The organism is Streptomyces sp. NPDC050759, assembly GCF_044456945.1.
Lineage (GTDB): Bacteria > Actinomycetota > Actinomycetes > Streptomycetales > Streptomycetaceae > Streptomyces.
On the sequence record NZ_JBITGI010000007.1, the window covers coordinates 1 to 19,349 of the forward strand.

18 protein-coding genes are annotated in these 19,349 nt (G+C 71.7%); 4 read left to right on the top strand and 14 right to left on the bottom strand.

The window, feature by feature from the left end; all coding sequences use genetic code 11:
* Positions 1-389: 389 nt before the first annotated feature.
* Positions 390-572 carry a hypothetical protein gene (locus tag ACIBJB_RS21465; RefSeq protein ID WP_028809711.1) on the bottom strand — a complete coding sequence of 61 codons (183 nt, stop codon included), beginning with the start codon at positions 570-572 and terminating at the stop codon, positions 390-392.
* Positions 573-768: 196 nt separating this feature from the next.
* Complete coding sequence (locus ACIBJB_RS21470) at positions 769-1,044, bottom strand: hypothetical protein (RefSeq protein WP_057614212.1); 276 nt, start codon at positions 1,042-1,044, stop codon at positions 769-771.
* A gap of 196 nt (positions 1,045-1,240) precedes the next feature.
* Between ACIBJB_RS21470 and ACIBJB_RS21475 the strand changes: the two genes are divergently transcribed.
* A complete protein-coding gene (locus tag ACIBJB_RS21475; RefSeq protein WP_398933038.1) occupies positions 1,241-2,656 on the top strand; it encodes a protein kinase in 1,416 nt (471 codons plus the stop codon).
* Between the two features lie 54 nt (positions 2,657-2,710).
* Here the strand turns inward: ACIBJB_RS21475 and ACIBJB_RS21480 are convergent, their stop codons facing one another.
* The 9 genes from ACIBJB_RS21480 to ACIBJB_RS21520 form a co-directional block, all read right to left on the bottom strand.
* Positions 2,711-3,529 (bottom strand): TrmH family RNA methyltransferase, encoded by an 819-nt coding sequence (locus ACIBJB_RS21480; RefSeq protein WP_398932701.1) that lies wholly within the window; start codon positions 3,527-3,529, stop codon positions 2,711-2,713.
* Between the two features lie 64 nt (positions 3,530-3,593).
* Positions 3,594-4,835, bottom strand: coding sequence for a uroporphyrinogen-III C-methyltransferase (gene cobA / locus ACIBJB_RS21485; RefSeq protein ID WP_398932702.1), 1,242 nt, complete (start codon positions 4,833-4,835; stop codon positions 3,594-3,596).
* A gap of 165 nt (positions 4,836-5,000) precedes the next feature.
* Positions 5,001-8,927, bottom strand: a complete 3,927-nt coding sequence (gene cobT, locus ACIBJB_RS21490) for a nicotinate-nucleotide--dimethylbenzimidazole phosphoribosyltransferase (RefSeq protein WP_398932703.1) — start codon at positions 8,925-8,927, stop codon at positions 5,001-5,003.
* Between the two features lie 376 nt (positions 8,928-9,303).
* Complete coding sequence (gene cbiE / locus ACIBJB_RS21495; RefSeq protein WP_398932704.1) at positions 9,304-10,515, bottom strand: precorrin-6y C5,15-methyltransferase (decarboxylating) subunit CbiE; 1,212 nt, start codon at positions 10,513-10,515, stop codon at positions 9,304-9,306.
* 119 nt (positions 10,516-10,634) lie between these two features.
* On the bottom strand, positions 10,635-11,273 hold the full coding sequence (locus ACIBJB_RS21500; RefSeq protein ID WP_398932705.1) for a GNAT family N-acetyltransferase: 639 nt from the start codon (positions 11,271-11,273) through the stop codon (positions 10,635-10,637).
* A 146-nt stretch (positions 11,274-11,419) separates the two neighbouring features.
* Positions 11,420-12,250 (bottom strand): MetQ/NlpA family ABC transporter substrate-binding protein, encoded by an 831-nt coding sequence (locus ACIBJB_RS21505; RefSeq protein ID WP_398932706.1) that lies wholly within the window; start codon positions 12,248-12,250, stop codon positions 11,420-11,422.
* A 67-nt stretch (positions 12,251-12,317) separates the two neighbouring features.
* On the bottom strand, positions 12,318-13,043 hold the full coding sequence (locus tag ACIBJB_RS21510; protein ID WP_398932707.1) for a methionine ABC transporter permease: 726 nt from the start codon (positions 13,041-13,043) through the stop codon (positions 12,318-12,320).
* Positions 13,040-14,071: a methionine ABC transporter ATP-binding protein gene (locus ACIBJB_RS21515; RefSeq protein ID WP_398932708.1), complete on the bottom strand. Its 1,032-nt coding sequence runs from the start codon at positions 14,069-14,071 to the stop codon at positions 13,040-13,042. The genes ACIBJB_RS21510 and ACIBJB_RS21515 overlap by 4 nt, the downstream gene beginning before the upstream one ends.
* Positions 14,072-14,395: 324 nt before the next feature.
* Entirely contained in the window at positions 14,396-15,046 is a 651-nt protein-coding gene (locus ACIBJB_RS21520; protein ID WP_398932709.1) for an HAD family hydrolase, read from the bottom strand.
* A 69-nt stretch (positions 15,047-15,115) separates the two neighbouring features.
* Here ACIBJB_RS21520 and ACIBJB_RS21525 point away from each other — a divergent pair, with 69 nt between their 5' ends.
* Both ACIBJB_RS21525 and ACIBJB_RS21530 read left to right on the top strand, forming a co-directional pair.
* Complete coding sequence (locus ACIBJB_RS21525) at positions 15,116-15,475, top strand: hypothetical protein (protein ID WP_359384205.1); 360 nt, start codon at positions 15,116-15,118, stop codon at positions 15,473-15,475.
* Complete coding sequence (locus ACIBJB_RS21530; RefSeq protein ID WP_398932710.1) at positions 15,456-15,884, top strand: hypothetical protein; 429 nt, start codon at positions 15,456-15,458, stop codon at positions 15,882-15,884. Before ACIBJB_RS21525 ends, ACIBJB_RS21530 begins: the two co-directional genes overlap by 20 nt.
* Before the next feature lie 63 nt (positions 15,885-15,947).
* Here ACIBJB_RS21530 and ACIBJB_RS21535 read toward each other — a convergent pair whose 3' ends face one another.
* The 3 genes from ACIBJB_RS21535 to ACIBJB_RS21545 all read right to left on the bottom strand — a co-directional run bounded on the left by ACIBJB_RS21535 (position 15,948) and on the right by ACIBJB_RS21545 (position 18,239).
* Positions 15,948-16,445, bottom strand: coding sequence for a GNAT family N-acetyltransferase (locus ACIBJB_RS21535; protein WP_306984122.1), 498 nt, complete (start codon positions 16,443-16,445; stop codon positions 15,948-15,950).
* 45 nt (positions 16,446-16,490) lie between these two features.
* Positions 16,491-16,997 (bottom strand): sigma-70 family RNA polymerase sigma factor, encoded by a 507-nt coding sequence (locus tag ACIBJB_RS21540; protein ID WP_398932711.1) that lies wholly within the window; start codon positions 16,995-16,997, stop codon positions 16,491-16,493.
* 75 nt (positions 16,998-17,072) lie between these two features.
* Entirely contained in the window at positions 17,073-18,239 is a 1,167-nt protein-coding gene (locus ACIBJB_RS21545) for a glycerophosphodiester phosphodiesterase (protein ID WP_398932712.1), read from the bottom strand.
* 371 nt (positions 18,240-18,610) lie between these two features.
* Between ACIBJB_RS21545 and ACIBJB_RS21550 the strand changes: the two genes are divergently transcribed.
* Positions 18,611-19,282, top strand: a complete 672-nt coding sequence (locus ACIBJB_RS21550; RefSeq protein WP_069761394.1) for a lysophospholipid acyltransferase family protein — start codon at positions 18,611-18,613, stop codon at positions 19,280-19,282.
* Positions 19,283-19,349: the final 67 nt, after the last annotated feature.

Sequence of the window (19,349 nt, forward strand, 5' to 3'; positions counted from 1 at the left end):
GCCGCGGGGGGGGGGGGGGGCCGCCCCCCCCCCCCGCCCCGCCCCCCCCCCCCCCCCCCCCCCCCCCCCCCCCCCCCCCCCCCCCCCCCCCCCCCCCCCCCCCCCCCCGGCCCCGACCCACAACACACCCGCACGCGCTACACAAGCCCCCACCGGAGCCGAAACGGGCCGCCGCAGGCATCCAGGGGCGCGGGGAACTGCGCAAAAACGCCCGCCCCCACCGAACCCGCACCCGAATCCGAATCCGCCCCACGCCCGGAGGGAAACGCAATGCCGGCGCAGCTCCCCAGCTGCGCCGGCATTTTGCCGTCCGCCGCACCCCCGTCCCCACGGGGTTTCATGGGCTGATGTCCCCGCCCGGACCGCTCTTCCGGGCCTGGGGTCGCCGCTCAGCGCCCCAGCATCACTCCCACGGACGACGCCTGTGTGGCCACTGTCTCCCAGCCGTCGAAGACGACGAGGAGCAGGACCGCCAGAGGAAGGGCCATCAGCGTCGCCACCAACGGGTGTCGACGGCCCGTACGGCGGGGCTGACGTGTGCGGGACAGTGTCCGCGGTGCCGTAAGAGCCATGGTCCCTCTCCTGACCGTTCTGTTGTGGTTGGCAGCGGCGGGTGTCTGACCTCGGGGGACGAGTGCTGCACCCGCCGCTTGACCTCAAATCTAGGCGTCAGGCGCTCTCCGCACGTCATGCCCTCGTACCGATTGCCGGGCCTCCCCGAGGATGAGCCGTGACGAGCGGAGTACTCCCGTGGGTGGAGACGGGGACCTAGGTCTCCGGGTCTTCCCGGAGGGGTCGTCCGGTCTGCCCGGCTTTCTCCGAGCCGTCCTCACGCGGCACCGGCTGTTCCACCAGAGCGAGCACCCGGGTCGCCATGAACCGGGCCGTCCGCACCACCGATCCGTTCCGCGTGACTTCGCTCACTTCCACGACACCTCGTCGTACCGCCGTCTCCACCCGGCGGCCCGCCCTGCTCGCCACCACCTCGTAGGTGCGAGTCGTGTCCCCTGCGTCCACGACTATCTCCACGCGATCACCCTTCACGGGTTCAATCCCCCTTCTGCGACGGGTGGTTGGGATCACATCCGCGCCGAAGTCCGCCCGTCCTCCAGCTCCCTGACCACCCCTCAAGTCTCCCACCCGGCACTGACAATCCATCGGGACGAGAGGGCGCGGCCTCTGCGCGCGGCGGCCCGCGGAAACGTAAGCTGTGGCTCGTCACACGGACCGGGCAGCGGGGATGAACATGGCGATGATGCGCCTGAGGCGCGAGGACCCGCGCGTCGTCGGCTCGTTCAAGCTTCACAGACGGCTCGGCGCGGGCGGAATGGGCGTCGTCTACCTGGGCTCCGACCGCAAGGGGCAGCGGGTCGCGCTGAAGGTCATCCGCCCCGATCTCGCCGAGGACCAGGAGTTCCGGTCGCGCTTCGCGCGCGAGGTCTCCGCCGCGCGGCGGATCCGCGGCGGCTGCACGGCCCGGCTCGTGGCAGCGGACCTGGATGCGGACCGTCCGTGGTTCGCCACCCAGTACGTCCCCGGCCCCTCCCTCCACGACAAGGTCGCCGACGAGGGTTCCCTGGGCGCGGCCGAGGTCGCCGCCATCGGGGCCGCCCTCTCGGAGGGGCTGGTCGCCGTGCACGAGGCGGGGGTGGTGCACCGCGACCTCAAGCCGTCGAACATCCTCCTGTCCCCCAAGGGCCCGCGGATCATCGACTTCGGTATCGCCTGGGCGACCGGAGCCTCCACCCTCACCCATGTCGGCACCGCCGTCGGCTCTCCGGGCTTCCTCGCGCCCGAGCAGGTGCGCGGCGCCGCGGTGACGCCGGCCACCGACGTGTTCTCCCTGGGCGCGACCCTGGCGTACGCCTCGATGGGCGACTCGCCCTTCGGGCACGGCAGTTCCGAGGTGATGCTGTACCGCGTGGTGCACGAGGAGGCGCAGCTGCACGGCGTGCCCGACGCGGTGGCCCCCCTCATCCGCGCCTGTCTGGCGAAGGACCCCGAGGAGCGGCCGAGCACCCTCCAACTGTCGCTGCGGCTCAAGGAGATCGCGGCCCGCGAGGCACAGGACCTGCCGGATCTGCGGCCGCCGGCCCCGCGCGCCGGCGAGGCGGACCGGCCCACCGGACGCATCGCCGAGACCTATCCGGAGCGGACCGTCCAACGACGCCCCCAGGGTCAGCCGGGCACGGCCGGCTCCCAGGGAACCCCTCCCGCCCGCGGTTCCGGGCAGGTACGGGGCCAGGCCCCCGCGCGCGGCGGGGCCCCGTCACGCGGCGGCGGCACCCCGCGCGGCAACGGCGTGCCCCCCTCCCGCCCCGGCCCCCGGTCCACCCCGGCCTCCTCGCGGAACACGACCCGGTCCGGCAGCGGCGGCCGCCCCGCGCCGCGCAGCGGTACCGGTCGGCCCTCCCCCAGAAACACCAAGACCGGACTGCGCCCCGCGAACCCCCGTCTTCTGCGTCAGCGACTGTTCGTGTTCGTCGTGGTGACGCTGCTCGTGGCCCTGGGCATCGCCGCGGCCCAGGGCTGCCAGGGGCCGCCGCGCGGACTCGGCGGCGACAGCGGTGTCGTACGGGAACAGCGGCAGGGACAGGTGCACGCGTCCCCGGACCAGGCACAGCCGCCGCGGCCGGGCGGCGACAGCACGGACTGAGGGCGCCGCCGGGACCGCCGTAGGCGATGTGCCGGAGCAGGAGACGACCGCTGATCAGCCCTGCGGGCGCCCCGTGGCCACCGCGTAGAAGGCGACCGCGGCCGCCGCGCCCACGTTGAGGGAGTCGACGCCGTGGGCCATCGGGATGCGGACCCATTCGTCGGCGGCGACCAGGGCCTGGGTGGTCAGGCCGTCGCCCTCGGCGCCGAGCATCAGCGCGACCCGGTCCATCCTGTGCGGGGCGGCCTCGTCGAGGGTCTTCGCCTTGGCGTCCGGAGTGAGGGCGAGGAGGGTGAAGCCGGCCTCGCGGACCGACTCCAGGCCCTTGGGCCAGGAGTCGAGGCGGGCGTAGGGGACGGAGAAGACCGCACCCATCGAGACCTTGACGCTGCGGCGGTACAGGGGGTCGGCGCAGTCGGGCGACAGCAGCACCGCGTCCATGCCGAGCGCCGCCGCCGAGCGGAAGATCGCGCCGATGTTGGTGTGGTCGTTGACCGACTCCATGACCACCACCCGGCGGGCGGTCTGGAGCAACTCGGCGGCCGTGGGCAGGGGTTTGCGCTGCATGGAGGCGAGCGCGCCGCGGTGCACGTGGTAGCCGGTGACCTGTTCGGCGAGCTCCGGGCTGACGGCGTAGACCGGGGCCGGGAGTTCGTCGATGACGTCACGCATGACATCGACCCACTTCGCGGAGAGCAGCATGGAGCGCATCTCGTAGCCCGTGTCCTTCGCCCGGCGGATGACCTTCTCGCCCTCGGCGATGAACAGGCCCTCGGCCGGCTCGCGTTTGCGACGCAGTTCGACGTCGGTCAGGCCCGTGTAGTCGTGCAGGCGCGGGTCGTCGGGGTCCTCGACGGTGATGAGATCGGCCACAGGGTGATACTGCCTTGTCCTGGGAGCGGTGCCAACGGCTGGGAACAGGTTGTGTTACCCCGGGTTACTCCGAGGACTCCGACATCCGCGGTCCCACGGCGACGACCTCGCCGACGACGATGACGGCCGGCGGCTTCACTTCCTCGGCGACGACCACGTCGGCGACGGTCGCCAGGGTGGCGTCGACCCGGCGCTGGGCAGCCGTCGTGCCCTCCTGGACCAGGGCGACCGGGGTGTCGGGCGACTTGCCGTGGGCCACCAGGGTCTCGGCGATCCGGCCGATCTTGTCGACGCCCATGAGGATCACGAGGGTGCCGGTGAGCTTGGCGAGCGAGGGCCAGTCGACCAGGGAACGCTCGTCGTCGGGGGCGACATGGCCGCTGACCACCGTGAACTCGTGAGCCACGCCCCGGTGGGTGACCGGGATGCCGGCCGCGCCCGGGACCGAGATCGAGCTGGAGATGCCGGGGACGACGGTGCAGGGGATGCCGGCCTCGGCGAGGGCCTGCAGCTCCTCCATGCCCCGGCCGAAGACATAGGGGTCCCCGCCCTTCAGCCGTACGACCGACCTGCCCTGCTTGGCGTGCTCGATCAGGGCGTTGTTGATGGCCTCCTGGGCCATGAAACGGCCGTAGGGGATCTTCGCCGCGTCGATGACCTCGACGTGCGGCGGGAGCTCGGCGAGGAGGTCGCGGGGGCCGAGGCGGTCGGCGATGACGACGTCGGCCTCGGCGAGGAGACGGCGGCCGCGGACCGTGATCAGGTCGGGGTCGCCGGGACCGCCGCCGACGAGGGCGACGCCGGGAGTACGGGTGCGGTGGTGGGGGGCGACGAGGGTGCCGTCGCGGAGGCCCTCGACCACCGCGTCCCGGATGGCCGCCGTGTGGCGGGGGTCCCGGCCCTTCGCGTTCGTCGTGAGCACGGCGACCGTGACGCCCTCGCTGTGGCCCGTCGCCGGGGTCCAGGCGGTGGCGGCGTCGGCGTCGTCGGAACGGACGCACCAGACGCGGTGGCGCTCCGCTTCGGCCGAGGCACGGGTGTTCGCCTCCGTGTCGCCGGTGGCGATCAGGGCGTACCAGGCGTCTGCCAGGTCGCCTTCCTGGTAAGGCCGCCGGGCCCAGGTGATCTCGCCCGCGTCCGCCATCGCCTCCACGGAGGGGGTCGCCGAGGGGGACACCAGGACGATGTCCGCGCCCGCTGCGATCAACGCCGGGAGGCGGCGCTGGGCCACCTGGCCGCCGCCGAGGACGACGACCTTGCGGCCGGTGAGGCGGAGGCCTACGGGGTAGGCGGGGTTTTCGGCCATGAGGGTGCGGCTCCTCTTTACGGCGGTGCGGTGGCCCTGACGTGCGGATTTTACGGGGTGGACAGGGAGGGCGGCTCAGGTGTCCGTCGGCCGGGCGTCGTTGCCGGGCACGGACCCACGTGCGAGGGGGCCCGGGGAGCGCGTCCCCGGGCCCCCTCGCGGCGACTACTTCTCGGTCACGCCTGCGGAATCGAAGGTCGCCACCTCATGCATGGCCCGCGCCGTGCTCTGGACCAGGGGGAGGGCCAGCAGGGCGCCCGTGCCCTCGCCGAGGCGGAGGTCGAGGTCGACCAGGGGGCGCAGGCCGAGCTTGTTCAGTGCGGCCACGTGGCCGGGTTCCGCGCTGCGATGGCCCGCGATGCAGGCCGCGAGGACCTCCGGGGCGATCGCGCGGGCCACCAGGGCGGCGGCGCCCGCACTGACGCCGTCCAGGATGACCGGTGTGCGGAGGGAGGCGCCGCCCAGCAGCAGGCCCACCATCGCGGCGTGTTCGAAGCCGCCGATCGCCGCCAGGACGCCGATCGGGTCCGCGGGGTCCGGCTGGTGGAGGTCGATCGCGCGGCGCACGACCTCGGTCTTGCGGGCCAGGGTCTCGTCGTTGATGCCGGTGCCGCGGCCGGTGACCTCGGCGGCGTCAACACCCGTGAAGACGGAGATCAGGGCGGCGGACGCGGTGGTGTTCGCGATGCCCATCTCGCCTGTGAGGAGGGCCTTGTTGCCGGCGGCCACCAGGTCACGCGCGGTCTCGATGCCGACCTCGATGGCCTGCTTGGCCTCCTCGCGGGTCATCGCGGGGCCGGTGGTCATGTCGGACGTACCGGCACGGACCTTGCGGGGCAACAGGCCGGGCGTGGCCGGGAGTTCGGATGCCACGCCGACGTCCACCACACACACCTCGGCGCCCACCTGAGCGGCGAAGGCGTTGCAGACGGCCCCGCCGCCGAGGAAGTTGGCGACCATCTGGGCCGTCACCTCCTGCGGCCAGGGGGTGACGCCCTGGGCGTGCACGCCGTGGTCACCGGCGAAGATCGCGACCGCCGCGGGCTCCGGAATGGGCGGCGGGCACTGCCGCGAGAGCCCGGACAGCTGGGCGGAGATGATCTCCAGCATGCCGAGCGCGCCAGCCGGCTTGGTCATCCGCTTCTGCCGCTCCCAGGCCTCGCCGAGCGCCTTGGCGTCCAGCGGGCGGATCTGGGCGACGGTCTCGCCGAGCAGGTCGTGCGGCTCCTCGCCGGGCAGGGCGCGGCGGCCGTACGTCTCCTCGTGCACGACCCACGACAGCGGGCGGCGCTTGGACCAGCCGGCCTGCATCAGCTCGGGCTCGTCCGGGAACTCGTCGACGTACCCGACGCACAGGTAGGCGATGACCTCCAGGTGCTCGGGGAGCCCCAGCGCGCGGACCATCTCGCGCTCGTCGAAGAAGCTGACCCAGCCGACGCCGAGGCCCTCGGCGCGGGCCGCGAGCCAGAGGTTCTCCACGGCGAGCGCGGCGGAGTACGGGGCCATCTGCGGCTGGGTGTGCCGGCCGAGGGTGTGGCGGCCGCCGCGGGTGGGGTCGGCGGTGACGACGATGTTCACCGGGGTCTCGAGGATGGCCTCGATCTTCAGTTCCTTGAACTGCTTGGCCCGGCCCTTGGGCAGCGACTTGGCGTACGCCTCGCGCTGGCGCTGGGCCAGGTCCTGCATCGCGGCGCGCGTCTCCGCGGAGCGGATGACGACGAAGTCCCAGGGCTGCGAGTGACCGACGGAGGGCGCGGTGTGGGCGGCCTCCAGGACACGGAGCAGCACCTCGTGCGGGATCGGGTCGCTGCGGAAGCCGTTGCGGATGTCGCGGCGCTCCCGCATGACCTTGAGGACGGCCTCGCGCTCGGCGTCGTCGTAGGCGGGGGCGGCGGGACCCGTGGACTGTCGTACTTCGTCCACGGCGGCCGTGCTCACTTCTTCCTGAACTTCCTGGACTTCCGGGAATTCCCGGTCTTCCTGATCGGCCGCCCGGGTGTCCAGATCGTCCGCCTGCTGGGCGAGTTCGGGGTCGCCGCCCGCCTCACGCGGGGCCGGGACCACGGGTTGCTGTGCGTCGTCCGTGGGGAGCGACAGGGGGTGCGGCGGAGTCGGCGCGAGGTGCGGGGTGGTCGGCACCGAGCCGTCCACGGGCACGAACTCGCCCAAGGGCTCACCCGGTCGGGGCTCCAAGGGGACTCCGGCGGGCAGCACGGCGGGGGCCTCGGCGGGCGCGGGGTACGCGAACGGGGTCTGCGCATCGCCGAGTTCCACCGCGAGCGGCTGGGCCGCCGGCGTCTGCGGGCCCTGCGGCGCCTGGTCCGGGGCGGACAGGAACTCCTCCTGCGCGACCGGGTCCGACGGCTGGACCTCGTCTGCCGGAACCGCCGGGTCCATCGCCGGTACGTCGGTGTCGGCCACGTCCGCCGCGAGGGGCTCCGGCGCTTCCTGGGCCAAGGCGTCGGCCGGCCCTGCGACGGGGCCCTGCGGTGCGGGCTGGGCGAGGTCCGGGGCCGGGACGAGGTGGGGAGCCTGCGGGACCTCGGCGGGCAGAGCGGCGGCGGCCGGCTCCTGGATCCGCTCCGGCGCCGGTACTGCCTCCTCGACGGCGAGTGGCTCGGAAGCCTCCGCCGCGAGGTCGTCCTCCGCGGGGGCGGAGGGGACTTCGTCGGGTGCGGTGACGGCTTCCGCCGGCTGCGGGGCCTGCTCGGTCTCCACGGGTTCCTGGAGCGTTACGGCTTCGGCGGCCTCCGGGGTTGCCACGGCGGCGGCTTCATCGACGAGGGGTGCGGCTTCCTCCGGGGCGGCTTCGGCTTCCGGAGCTACGGCAGCTTCGTGGGCGGCGTCCGGTTCGTGAGCCGCGTCCGCTTCCTGAGCCGTGCCGGTTTCGGCATCCTCCGCGATCACCGCTTCCGAAGCGACCGCTTCCTGGACAGCGACGGCCTGCGGCTCGGCCACTACGTCCTCGGCCACTACGTCCTCGGCGACCGGCGTGCCGGCCTCGGCGTCCACTGCGGCAGCGGACGTCTCCAGGACAGGCACGGCCTCGGGCGCGGGCATCGGCTCGGCCTCAGCGGCGTCGACCGGGTCCGGCACGGCGACCGCGTCCTCAGTGGCACCGACAACCGGTCCGCTGCCCGGCGCCGGCGCCGGCGCGGTGTCGGCACCGGAACCCGGGACCACCTCGGCCACCGACCCGTCGGCCGGGACCTGGTCCGCGGGCGCCTCCGCACCGGCAGCCGGAGCGAGCTGAACACCGTCGGGCAGCGAGCCACCGGGCAGCTGTCCCCCGCCCAGGTCGGCGCCGACGACGGATGCGGGCTCGGCTTCCCCGGGCTGAACTCCGTCAGCCCCGGAACCGTCGGACAGGACCTGCCCCGCCTCGGCGACCGGAGTCTGCACCGGCTCCGGCGCGTACATGGCCTCCGGGCCCGGTACGGCATCCGGCACCGGGGCCTCGGGAGCCTCGTACCCCGCGGCCTCCGCCTCGGAGGCGAGGGGGGGCACCGGGGCCTCGGCGGCGCGCACCGGCTCCTGGGCCGGAACAACCGTTTCGGCAGCCGGGGCCACCGTGCTCACCGGCGTCTGGACTGCGGCCTGGGCCGGGGCACCCCACGGGACCGCGCCCTGTGGCTGCGGCGCGTCGAAGTAGTCGGCGCCGGGCACGGCCGCGGCCGGCTGCCGTACCGGTGCGCCCGCGGGGCCGCGGTCGGCGAGGGAGCGGACCGGGCTCGCGGAGGCGTCGGGGATCGGCGGACCGAGGTGCAGCGGCCGGCGGGGCGTGATGGGCGGGATCGGCATCGAGGGGGCCTGCGGCTGGGGCGTGCGGACGGCGCTGAGATCATGCACGCCGCTGTCACGGCCGGACATCTCGTGCGGGCCCGGCTCGTGGACGGTCTCGACGACGGGCTCCGGGGTGGGCGGGGCGACCTCGTTGCCCCACGGGCTCTGGGCGCCCGGCAGCAGCAACAGGTCTTCGTCCTCGGCGGTGGTCTCGGAGAGGTAGGTGTACGCACCAGGGACGCCCGGCTGTTCCACCATGCCTGCGTTCTCCGGCAGCCCCTCGCCCGGGACCTGGCCGGTGTCGGTCATGCGTACCCCTCGCCCATCGGTTAGTGCTTCTACGACCAGCTCGCCGGGGACGGCGCACCGACCGCCCCGCAGTGAAGAACGAGCGTGCGTGCCCAGCGGCACGAACGGCCCGCCGAGAAAGACGACAAAGCCATTAACTGGCATTGTCCCGGCCGTTGCTCCGTCGCGACAGGTTGATCCGCGACAGCCCGCTGTGGACTGCGCCACGTTGCGCGTCCTCCGGTTCCGCCGTACCACACCCACCCCAAAACGGGCGCGCTTTCCGGACATTGACGAACGAATGCCGGTCAGCCAGAAGCGGTACAACAGTCGGCCAGCCTACCGCGCGCAGTACGACAACAGGATCACGGGGACGGCGAAGCAACGACCGGCAGCGTCAGGCCGTACGGTCCGGGAGGACCCCGCTGAGCAGGAACGCGACACTCCGTTCCGTCTCCGTCCAGGCCCGGGTGTCGAGTTCGACGGACTGGAGGAGGGCGCACTCGACGCGGTAGCCGTGTTCGGTGAGGTCCCGGCCGACGAGTTCGGCCTCGTCGCGGGTGGCCGCGTGGGCGACGACGCGCTGCGGACGCCGGTCGGCGACCGCGGAGACCACGGCCACTCCCCCGCCGCCGACGCGGACGACGTCCGGTTCGGGCAGGTTCTCCAGGACGTGCGGGGCGGTGCCGGGGACGATCTGGACCTGGAGTCCGAAGGCGCGCGCGTTGGCCTCGGTGCGCTCGCACGCCCTGAGGTCGCGGTCGACGGCGATGACGGCCGCTCCGGCCCGGGCCGCCTCGACGGCGAAGGCGCCGCTGCCGCAGCCGATGTCCCACACCAGGTCCCCGACGCGCGGTCCCAGCCGGGCGAGTTGGGCCGCGCGCAGCGGTTCCAGTTCGCCTTCGCCCATGAGGCCGCCGTAGGACTCGGCGGGCAGGGTCCAGCCGCGCGGCCCGGCGGACGGGTCGCGCCCGGCGATCCATCCGCCGCCTTCCGTCACGGCGGCCGTGCCGCCGATGACGATGACGAGGTTCGGGTCGCGCCAGGTGTGGTCGGCGGCCTTGTCGGAGGTGACGACGGTGACCTGTTCGCGGTCGGTGCCGAGTTCCTCGCAGATGACGAAGGTGCGGTGGACGCCCTCCATCAGCAGGCCGAGTTCGGCGGGTCCGGCGCCGGGCGAGGTGAGGACGGCGACCTTCGTGTGGGCTCGGCACACATTCACCGCGCGTCGCAGGGTGCGCCGGTGGGCGACGACCACCTGGGCGTCGTCCCAGGGCATGCCGGCCCGCGCGAAGGCGGCGGCGACCGAGGAGACGCCGGGGACGACCTCGACCTCCAGGCCGAACTCGGGTGCGCGCAGGGTCCGTACGACTCCGAAGAACCCGGGATCGCCGTCGGCGAGCACGACCGCGGTGCCGCGGTGGCCGGTGATGCGGCGGGCGGCGAGGGCGACGCTGCCGAGGCGGATGCGTTCGGCGGCGGGCGGTACCTCGGGGAGTGCCAGATGGTGGGCGGCGCCCGCGACCAGCGTGGCGGCGCCGAGGGCGGAGCGTGCCGCGGCGGTCAGCGGCGAGCCGTCCCAGCCGATCACCGTGACCCGGTCGGCCATCGTCTCTCAGTCTCCAGGGGGGTGTGCGCAGGCCGTCGTCGGTGGGCAGCCCGCGGGCGGCTCCGTGAGGGTACCCGCTGCGCCTCGGAAGCGCTTTCGCCGGCCTGAGTTCGAATCGGTCAGTTCCAGTCGGAGTACGTCGTGAAGCCGTCCGAGTCGGCCAGCTGATCGCCCGCTCCGTCGAGGTCCTCGGGCAGCAGGCTCCACACGATGAAGTCGGTGCGGACGTCGCTCCAGGTGCCGTCCTCGGCGCGGACGCGCGCTATGCAGGCGTTTCTCAGGACACCCTCGCTGATACAGCCGAGCTTCTGGGCGACCTGCTGGGAGGCGGTGTTGCCGGCCGCCGTGCGCAGCTCGATCCGCTCGATCTTCTGGTCGGTGAACAGCCACTGGGCGGTGGCGAGCGCGGCCTCGGAGGCATAGCCCTCGCCGCGGGCCCAGGGAGCGATGATGTACGACAACTCCGTGGAGCGCACGTGCCAGTCGGTCCTGGCGAGCTGGACGATGCCGACCAGACGCTGGGTGAGGAACTCGGTGACGGCGAAGTCGAGTCCGCGGCCGGCCTCCCGCTCGGTCGGCGCGTACCGCGTGATCCAGCCGCGCGCCTGTTCCTCGCTGTAGGGCTGGGGGACGTCGGTCCAGGCCCCGACCTGCTCGTCGTTCATCATCTCGGCCAGCGCGGGCACGTCGTCCTCGTCGAGAGGGCGCAGCACCAACCGCTCCGTGCTGATGGAGATGTTGGGGAAGGTGCCAGTCATGCGCCACTCCGTAACCGTCGGAAAACCTGCAGGGCCTGGTGAACTGCCCAGCATGCAGCATGAAAGCACCGAACCGCATCACGGGGCCCACACCTGGTGACGGAGTGGACCCCGTGCGTGGCGATACGTCGTATACGCGCCGGTGATCAGAAGGAGGCGAGGACGGAACCGGCGTACTTGTCCTCGATGAACTTCTTGACCTCGGCGGAGGTGAGCAGCTTGGCGAGCTTCTTCACGCGCGGGTCGTCCTGGTTGCCGTCCTTGACCGCGAGGAAGTTGCCGTAGGGGTTGTTCTTGGCGGACTCCAGCACGAGGGCGTCGGTGGCGGGCTTGAGGTCGGCCTCGATGGCGTAGTTGCCGTTGACGACGGCCGCGTCGACGTCGTCCAGGGAGCGCGGGGTCTGGGCCGCCTCCAGCTCCTTGAACGTGAGGTTCTTCGGGTTCTTCGCGATGTCGGAGGGGGTCGCCTCGTTGCCGACGCCGTCCTTGAGCGTGATGATCCCGTTGGCGTCGAGCAGCTTGAGGGCACGGGCCTCGTTCACGCTGTCGTTGGGGACGGCGATCGTCGCACCGCTCTTGAGGGCGTCGGCGCTCTTGACCTTGTGGGAGTAGAGGCCGAGCGGCTCCAGGTGGACCGTGACGACGGGCACGATGTGGGTGCCGCGCTTCTTGTTGAAGTCGTCGAGGTACGGCTGGTTCTGGAAGTAGTTGGCGCCGACGGAGCCGTCCTCCGTCGCCGTGTTCGGGGTCACGTAGTCGGTGAACTCCTTGACCTCCAGGTCGAGGCCCGCCTTCTTCGCCAGGTTCTCCTTGACGTAGTTCAGGATCTCGGCGTGCGGGGTGGGGCTCGCGGCGACGACCAGCGGTCCGCTGGTGTCGGAGGCGGAGTCCGAGCCGGACGAACCGCAGGCGCCGAGCCCGAGGGTGAGGGCTCCGGCGGCGAGGACGGCGGTGGTGAGCTTTGCGGTGTTACGCACGAAAAGTGCCTTTCCTTTTGGGTGCAGCGAACCCCGCGTACGGGTGCACGGGGAAATCGGAGGTGTCTCAGACGGTCTTGGTGTCCGCCGTGGAGGCCTTCAGCAGCCGCAGTTTCGGTGCCGGGCCGGAGCGTCCGCCGCGGCTGTGCAGGGAGCGGGCCGCGTAGTCGCCGGCGAACTGGATGAGCGAGATCACGACGGCGAGGATCGCGACGGTGATCCACATCAGCTGGGTCTCGAAGCGCTGGTAGCCGTAGCGGATGGCGATGTCGCCGAGACCGCCGGCGCCGACCGTGCCGGCCATCGCGGAGTAGCCGATGAGGGCGACGATCGTGGTCGTGGTGCTGGCGATGAGCGAGGGCAGCGCCTCCGGTACGAGGACCTTGCGGACGATCGTCCAGGTGTTCCCGCCCATCGACTGCACGGCCTCCACGAGCCCGCCGTCCACTTCGCGGACAGCCGTCTCGACGAGGCGCGCGAAGAACGGGATGGCGCCGATGGCGAGCGGCACGATGGCGGCCTCGCGGCCGATGGTCGTCCCGGTGATCGAGCGGGTGAAGCCCATCAGCGCGACCATCAGGATGATGAACGGCATCGAGCGGGCGACGTTCACGACCTGCCCGATGACCTTGTTCGCGACGACGTTCTGCAGGAGCCCGCCGCGGTCGGTGAGGACGAGCAGGACACCGAGCGGAAGGCCGCCCACGACGGCGATGAGCGTGGACCAGCCGACCATGTAGAGGGTGTCCCAACACGCCTGCTCCAGCAGCGGCCGCATCTCGGACCAGGTCACTTGGCACCTTCCTTCACCGGCTGGGGCTCGCCGACGACATCGATCTGAAGGCCCTGTTCGCGCAGGAACCCGACCGGCACGACGTTGTCCTCGTAGCGGCCGGGCAGTTCGATCCGCATCCGGCCGACCTGGAGGCCGCCGACGGTGTCGATGGCGGCGCCGAGGATCGATATGTCGATGTTGTAGGTGCGCGAGAGCTGGGAGATGACCGGCTGGGTGGCGGCCTCGCCCTGGAAGGTGACGTCGATGACGGTCCGGTCCTCGCCGGTGGCCTCGCCGCCGACGGGGAAGAGCGCGGAGGCCAGCTCGGAGCCGGGGGTCGCGAGCAGTTCGCCGACCGTGCCGGACTCGACGATGCGGCCGTTCTCCATCAGGGCGGCCGAGTCGCAGACCGACTTCACGACGTCCATCTCGTGGGTGATGAGCAGGACGGTGAGGCCCAGCTGCCGGTTCAGGTCGCGCAGCAGCTGGAGGATCGAGCGGGTGGTCTCCGGGTCGAGGGCGCTGGTGGCCTCGTCGGACAGGAGCACCTTGGGGTCGCCGGCCAGGGCACGCGCGATCCCGACGCGCTGCTTCTGGCCGCCGGAGAGCTGGGCCGGGTAGGCGCCCGCCCGGTCGGCGAGTCCGACGAGGTCAAGCAGCTCAAGTGCCTTGCGGGAGCGCTCCTTGCCGGACTTGCCGAGGATTTCGAGCGGCAGCTCGACGTTGTCCTGGACCGTCCGGGTGGACAGCAGGTTGAAGTGCTGGAAGACCATGCCGATCCGGCTGCGCGCCTGCCGCAGCTCCCTGCCGGCGCGGGGTCCGCGGCCCGCGAGGGCGGTGAGGTCCTGTCCGGCGACGGTCACCGTGCCGGCGGTGGGGCGCTCGAGTAGGTTGACGCAGCGGATGAGCGAGGACTTGCCGGCGCCGGACTGGCCGATGACGCCGTACACCTCGCCTTCGCGGACGTGGAGATCGACGCCGTCGAGGGCGGTGATCTCTCGCCCGCGTGAGCGGTAGACCTTCGTGAGGCCTGTTGTCGTGATCACTGGGGTTTCCGTCACTGTCGAGTACGCGGGCGTGGGTGTGCCCCGGTACGGGAGAAGTCGAAGTCGTGCGCGGGCACATGGGTCACGTACGGCGTTCACGGCGTACGGACGTGCCGGGGCGGCTCGCTTCGGGGCGCGAGCTCAGAAGGTGGTGCGGGGGCCCTCTAACAGGCGCACATTCGACACATACAACGAGCACCGGGCGTCAGGGTCGCCTCGGTCGCAAGGGTGCGGCAGCTCGTCGTGGTCATGCGATCAGTAAAGCAGACGTATGGGAGCGGCCAAGAACCCGTTGTCCGCATGACGGACACCGGTGGACACGTTTCAGGTCCGGACGGAGATCTCCACGTTCCCGTCGGTGACCAGGGCCGACAAGGCCGACAGATCCTCGACCACCAAGTCGGCGTCGAGCTCGTGGGCCCGATGGGTTGTGGTCAAGGCCACGGTGGTCATTCCGGCGGCCCGGCCGGCGCGCAGTCCCGCGGGGGCGTCCTCGAAAACGACACAGCGGGCGGGGTCGACGCCGAGTTCGCGAGCGGCGAGCAGATAGGGCTCGGGGTCCGGCTTGCCGCGGGTGACGTCGTCGGCGGCGACCAGCGTCTTGGGGAGGATGCCGACCGCTTCGAGCCGGGCCTCGGCGAGCCGGCGGGTGGCGGAGGTGACGACGGCCCAGCGGTCGGCGGGCAGGGCGTCGAGGAAGGCCCTGGTGCCGGGGAGCAGATGGACACCGCCGTTGGGTACGTCCTCCACCTCCAGCTGTTCGATCCGCGCGAGGGCCTGCGGTACGACGTCGGCGGGGAGCAGGTCGGCGGCTATCTCGACGGCCGGTCGCCCATGCAGTTCGACCCGGGCGAACTCCTCGGCGGTGATGCCGAACTCCTCGGCCCAGCGCGTCCAGCAGCGGTGGACCGATTCGAGCGAGGAGACGAGGGTTCCGTCGTTGTCGAACAGGAGGGCTTCGGCAGGGATCTTCATGCCGTCGACCCTACGGTGCCGTGCGGGGGCGGCCGCATCAGGCCTTTTGGACCGTAATAGGCTCGCCGCATGTTTGATGCCCTGACGCTGGTGACCGGCGTCGCCGCGCTGCTGCTGGCCGCTTGGTGCGGCTGGGCCGCGTACCGTGATCAGCCGACCAAGGACTGGCACTTCATCGGGATGGCCGTGGTGTCGGTGCTGGCGCTGGTCCAGCTGGTGATCGGGATCGTGCAGCTCGCGCGGGGCGAGAAGCCGGAGCAGGGGACGACGATCTTCGTCGCCTATCTGCTGGGGGCATTCGCGTGTGTGCCGGCGGCGGGGTTCATGTCGCTCACGGAGCGGACGCGGTGGGGATCGGTGACGGTCGCCGCCGGCGGTGTGGTGCTGGCCGTTCTGGAGGTGCGGCTCTATGACATCTGGGGAGGCTGACGTGCGTCGGCGACGGCTGACCAGCGGGCCGGGGACGCTGCTCGTGTGGCTGTACGGCGTGATGGTGGTCGGGGCGGTGTCGCGGTCCGCGGTGCAGATCTCTACCGAGTTCGACCGGGCGCCGCTGGCGTATTCGCTGTCCGCGGTGGCGGGTGTCGTCTACGGGTTCATCACGTATTCACTGGTGCGCGGCGGGGAGACTGCCCGTAAGGCGGCGCTGGTGTGCTGTGTCGTGGAGCTGCTGGGTGTGCTGACCGTGGGCACCTGGACGTTGGTCGAGCCGTCCGCGTTTCCGGACGCGACCGTGTGGTCGGACTTCGGGATCGGGTATCTGTTCATCCCCGTGCTTTTGCCGCTTTCCGCCATTTACTGGTTGCGGAAGGGTGCGCCTACGGGGGATGCCGCCTGAGGTTGTCGGGCGGCATCCGGGCCGTCAGTGGCTGGTCGCGCAGTTCCCCGCGCCCCTAAAGACTCATGCGGTTGCCGCGTATGTGCCTGCGGGCTTCTCCAGGACGATCATCGGGACTCCGTCCGCGCCCTCCGACGTGCCCACCGTCTGGTAGCCGACCTTGCGGTAGAGGCGGAGGTTGCCCTCGCTGCGGTGGCCGGTGAAGAGGCGGAAGCTGGTGGCGCCGCGCTCTTCCGCCAGGGCGGCCTCGGCCGCTCGGAGAAGGCGGGCGCCGATGCCGTGGCCCTGGAGGCGGGGGTGGACGCAGAGTTTGCCGATGGCGGCCGAGCCGTCCTCGGTGACGCGGCCGCGGACCGAGCCGACCACCTCGTCGCCCAGGCGTGCCACGAAGACGCAGTCGGAGGCCACCTCCGCGCGGACCGAGTCCAGGCTCTGGACGAGCGGATCGATGCGGTAGTTGCCGTACAGCGCCGCCTCACTCTGGAAGCACAGGTACTGCAGCCTGAAGATCTGCTCCGCGTCCTGCTCGGCCGCCGCAGAGATGGTCACGCTCATGCCCATGTGCGCACGCCTCCCGCTCACCTGATCGCCTGTTGTTCCTCACTCCTATCCCCGCCCCCGGCGTGTCGCAACCTCCGGCGTGAGCAATCGGCGAAGACATCCCAGACATCTGGAACGTTCAGGACCAAGACTGCCCTGTGAGATACCCAACTCCCCCGCGATCTCCCGGTAGGTCAGGTCCCGCGGGGAGAGGAGGGCCGCCATGAGGGAGGGGCAGCGGCCGGGCAGTCGGCGCACCGCGTCGTGCAGGGCCCGGCGGCGGGCCGCCGCGAGGGTGAGCTGTTCGGGGGTGCGGTCGTCGTCGGCCGCGGGTTCGGTGTCGTACGGCCGTTCCAGGCGGGTCGTACGACGGCTGCGGCGGGACTCGGCACGGACGGCGTGGCGGAGCCAGCCGGGCGGGTCGAGGGGCGGGCCCTGGGTTTCCAGATGCTCCAGGAGGCGGAGCCACACCGCCTGCTCCAGGTCGGCCGGTTCCGTACCGGTGGCATGTGCCTCCGCGGAGGCCTCGGCGGTCAGCAGCGGGCGCAGGGTGGTGACCAAGTCGTGCGTCATATGCGGTACGACACGGCCGCCCGGGCTCCGGGTTGCCCGGGCGGCGGTAAGTCACCCCGATCGGGGCACGGTGGCTCAGCCGTTGACGAAGTCCGCGCGGGCGAGGACGCCCGTGTCCGCGTTGTCGGTGAAGACGCCGTCGATGCCGGTGGCGAAGTACCTCTTGAAGGCGCCGAAGGCGTCTCCGTAGGCGTCCGCGTCCGTGCCCCTGCGGTACTCCGCCGGCAGGAAGGGGTTCTCGTTGCGCATGGTGTAGGGGTGCAGGATCAGCCCGACCTTGTGGGCGTCGGCGACGAGGGTCGTCTCCTTGTCGAGGCTGCCGTCCGCCTTCTTCGTGATGACCAGGTCGAGGGTCGGGCCGATGCCCTGGGCGTAGCCCGCGATCTCCCGGAGGCCCTTGGGGGTGATCAGGTCGGCGACGGTCCGCGGGTCGCCCGTCGCGACGAAGTCCCAGGGCCGGGTGTTCGCGGCGGACAGGAGCACGACGAGGGGGTTGTCGACCAGCTTGTTCAGGCGCTGGATGCTGGTCGGCTCGAAGGACTGCAGGATGACCGGGGAGTTCCGCTTGTCCTTGCCGTACTGGTGCAGGAGCTTCGCGACCCGCTCCTCGAGGCCGAGGCCGAGCCCCCGGAAGTAGGTGGGGTGCTTGGTCTCGGGGTAGATCCAGACCTGCTTGCCGCGCTTGCGGGTCTGCTCGTCCTGCCACTTCAGGACTTCCTCGAAGGTGGGGATGGACCAGCGGCCGTTGTAGAGCGTGTTGTGCGGGCGGTTGGCCGGGATGCGCTCGATCGCGCGGAGCGTCTTGAGCTCGGCGAGCGTGAAGTCCTCGGTGAACCAGCCGGTCGTGGAGACGCCGTCGAGGACCTTGGTGGTCCTGCGGTCGGCGAACTCGGGGTGGTCGGCGACGTTCGTGGTGCCGCCGATCTCCGGCTCGTGGCGGCAGACCAGGTGACCGTCCCTGGTGGGGACGAGGTCGCCGGCCTCGACGATGTCGGCGCCCAGGTCGAGAGCGAGCTGGTAGGAGCCGAAGGTGTGCTCGGGGCGGTAGCCGCTGGCGCCCCGGTGGCCTATAACCGTCGGCACGGGCAGGCTCTTCAACCCGCCGCCGTGCCCGGCGGACCGGGCCCCGGCGGCTCTCGCCGTACCGGACAGCCCCAGGACCGCTCCCCCGGCGCCGAACATCGCGGCCCCGAGAAGTGCCCGTCGTCCGGTGCCGTCCGTGTGCTCGTCCTGCGATCCCATGGGGACCCCTCCTGCCGTCGCCTCTTCGATGCGGGCCGATCGTAGGTGCGTGTCCATGACCGACGGGAGACCTCCGGCGGAACACGCGGGTGACGTGGGATGTCGCATGGGAACAGATGTCTGACGACTCGTCGGCTTCGGGACCGGAGGCCGGGGTACGCGTCGAACGGGGCGACCTCCGTCACATCGTTCCGCCCGGGTTTCCGGGAGGCAACGGGGTTCAACCGCAGGTAAACGAGTGTCAACACTGCGTAAGACCTCGGTGAACCGCGAGCGCCCGATGTGCACGATCCCCCGGGCCGCGAGTAATGTCCTCACCTGCACAGACTCATACAGTTTCCCTGGCCGTTCTCTTGACACCGGAGGGCCCGTTGTCCCGCTTCGCGCTCATCAAGGCAGTGCTCGGACCGATCATGCGCCTGATGTTCCGCCCACAGGTGGAGGGCGCGGAGCACATCCCGGGTGACGGTCCCGTCATCCTGGCCGGCAACCACCTCACCTTCATCGACTCGATGATCCTTCCGCTGGTGTGCGACCGGCAGGTGTTCTTCATCGGCAAGGACGAGTACGTCACCGGCAAGACCTTCAAGGGCCGGCTCATGGCCTGGTTCTTCACCGGCGTCGGGATGATCCCGGTGGACCGCGACGGCGGCCGCGGCGGAGTCGCCGCGCTGATGACCGGCCGGCGGGTGCTCGAGGAGGGCAAGGTCTTCGGGATCTACCCCGAGGGAACGCGGTCGCCCGACGGCCGGCTCTACCGGGGGCGCACCGGTATCGCCCGTCTGACGCTGATGACGGGGGCGCCGGTGGTTCCCTTCGCGATGATCGGCACGGACAAGCTGCAGCCGGGGGGTGCGGGGATGCCCCGCCCGGGGCGGGTCACGGTTCGCTTCGGTGAGGCGATGGAGTTCTCGCGGTACGAGGGCATGGACCGGGACCGGTATGTGCTGCGGGCCGTGACGGACTCCGTGATGACCGAGGTCATGCGGTTGTCGGGGCAGGAGTACGTGGACATGTACGCCACCAAGGCGAAGGCCGCGTAGCGTCTTCGTCGTCGGGTGCGGGTGGGTTGTGGCTGGTCGCGCCCACGCGGCGGAGCCGCAAATCGAT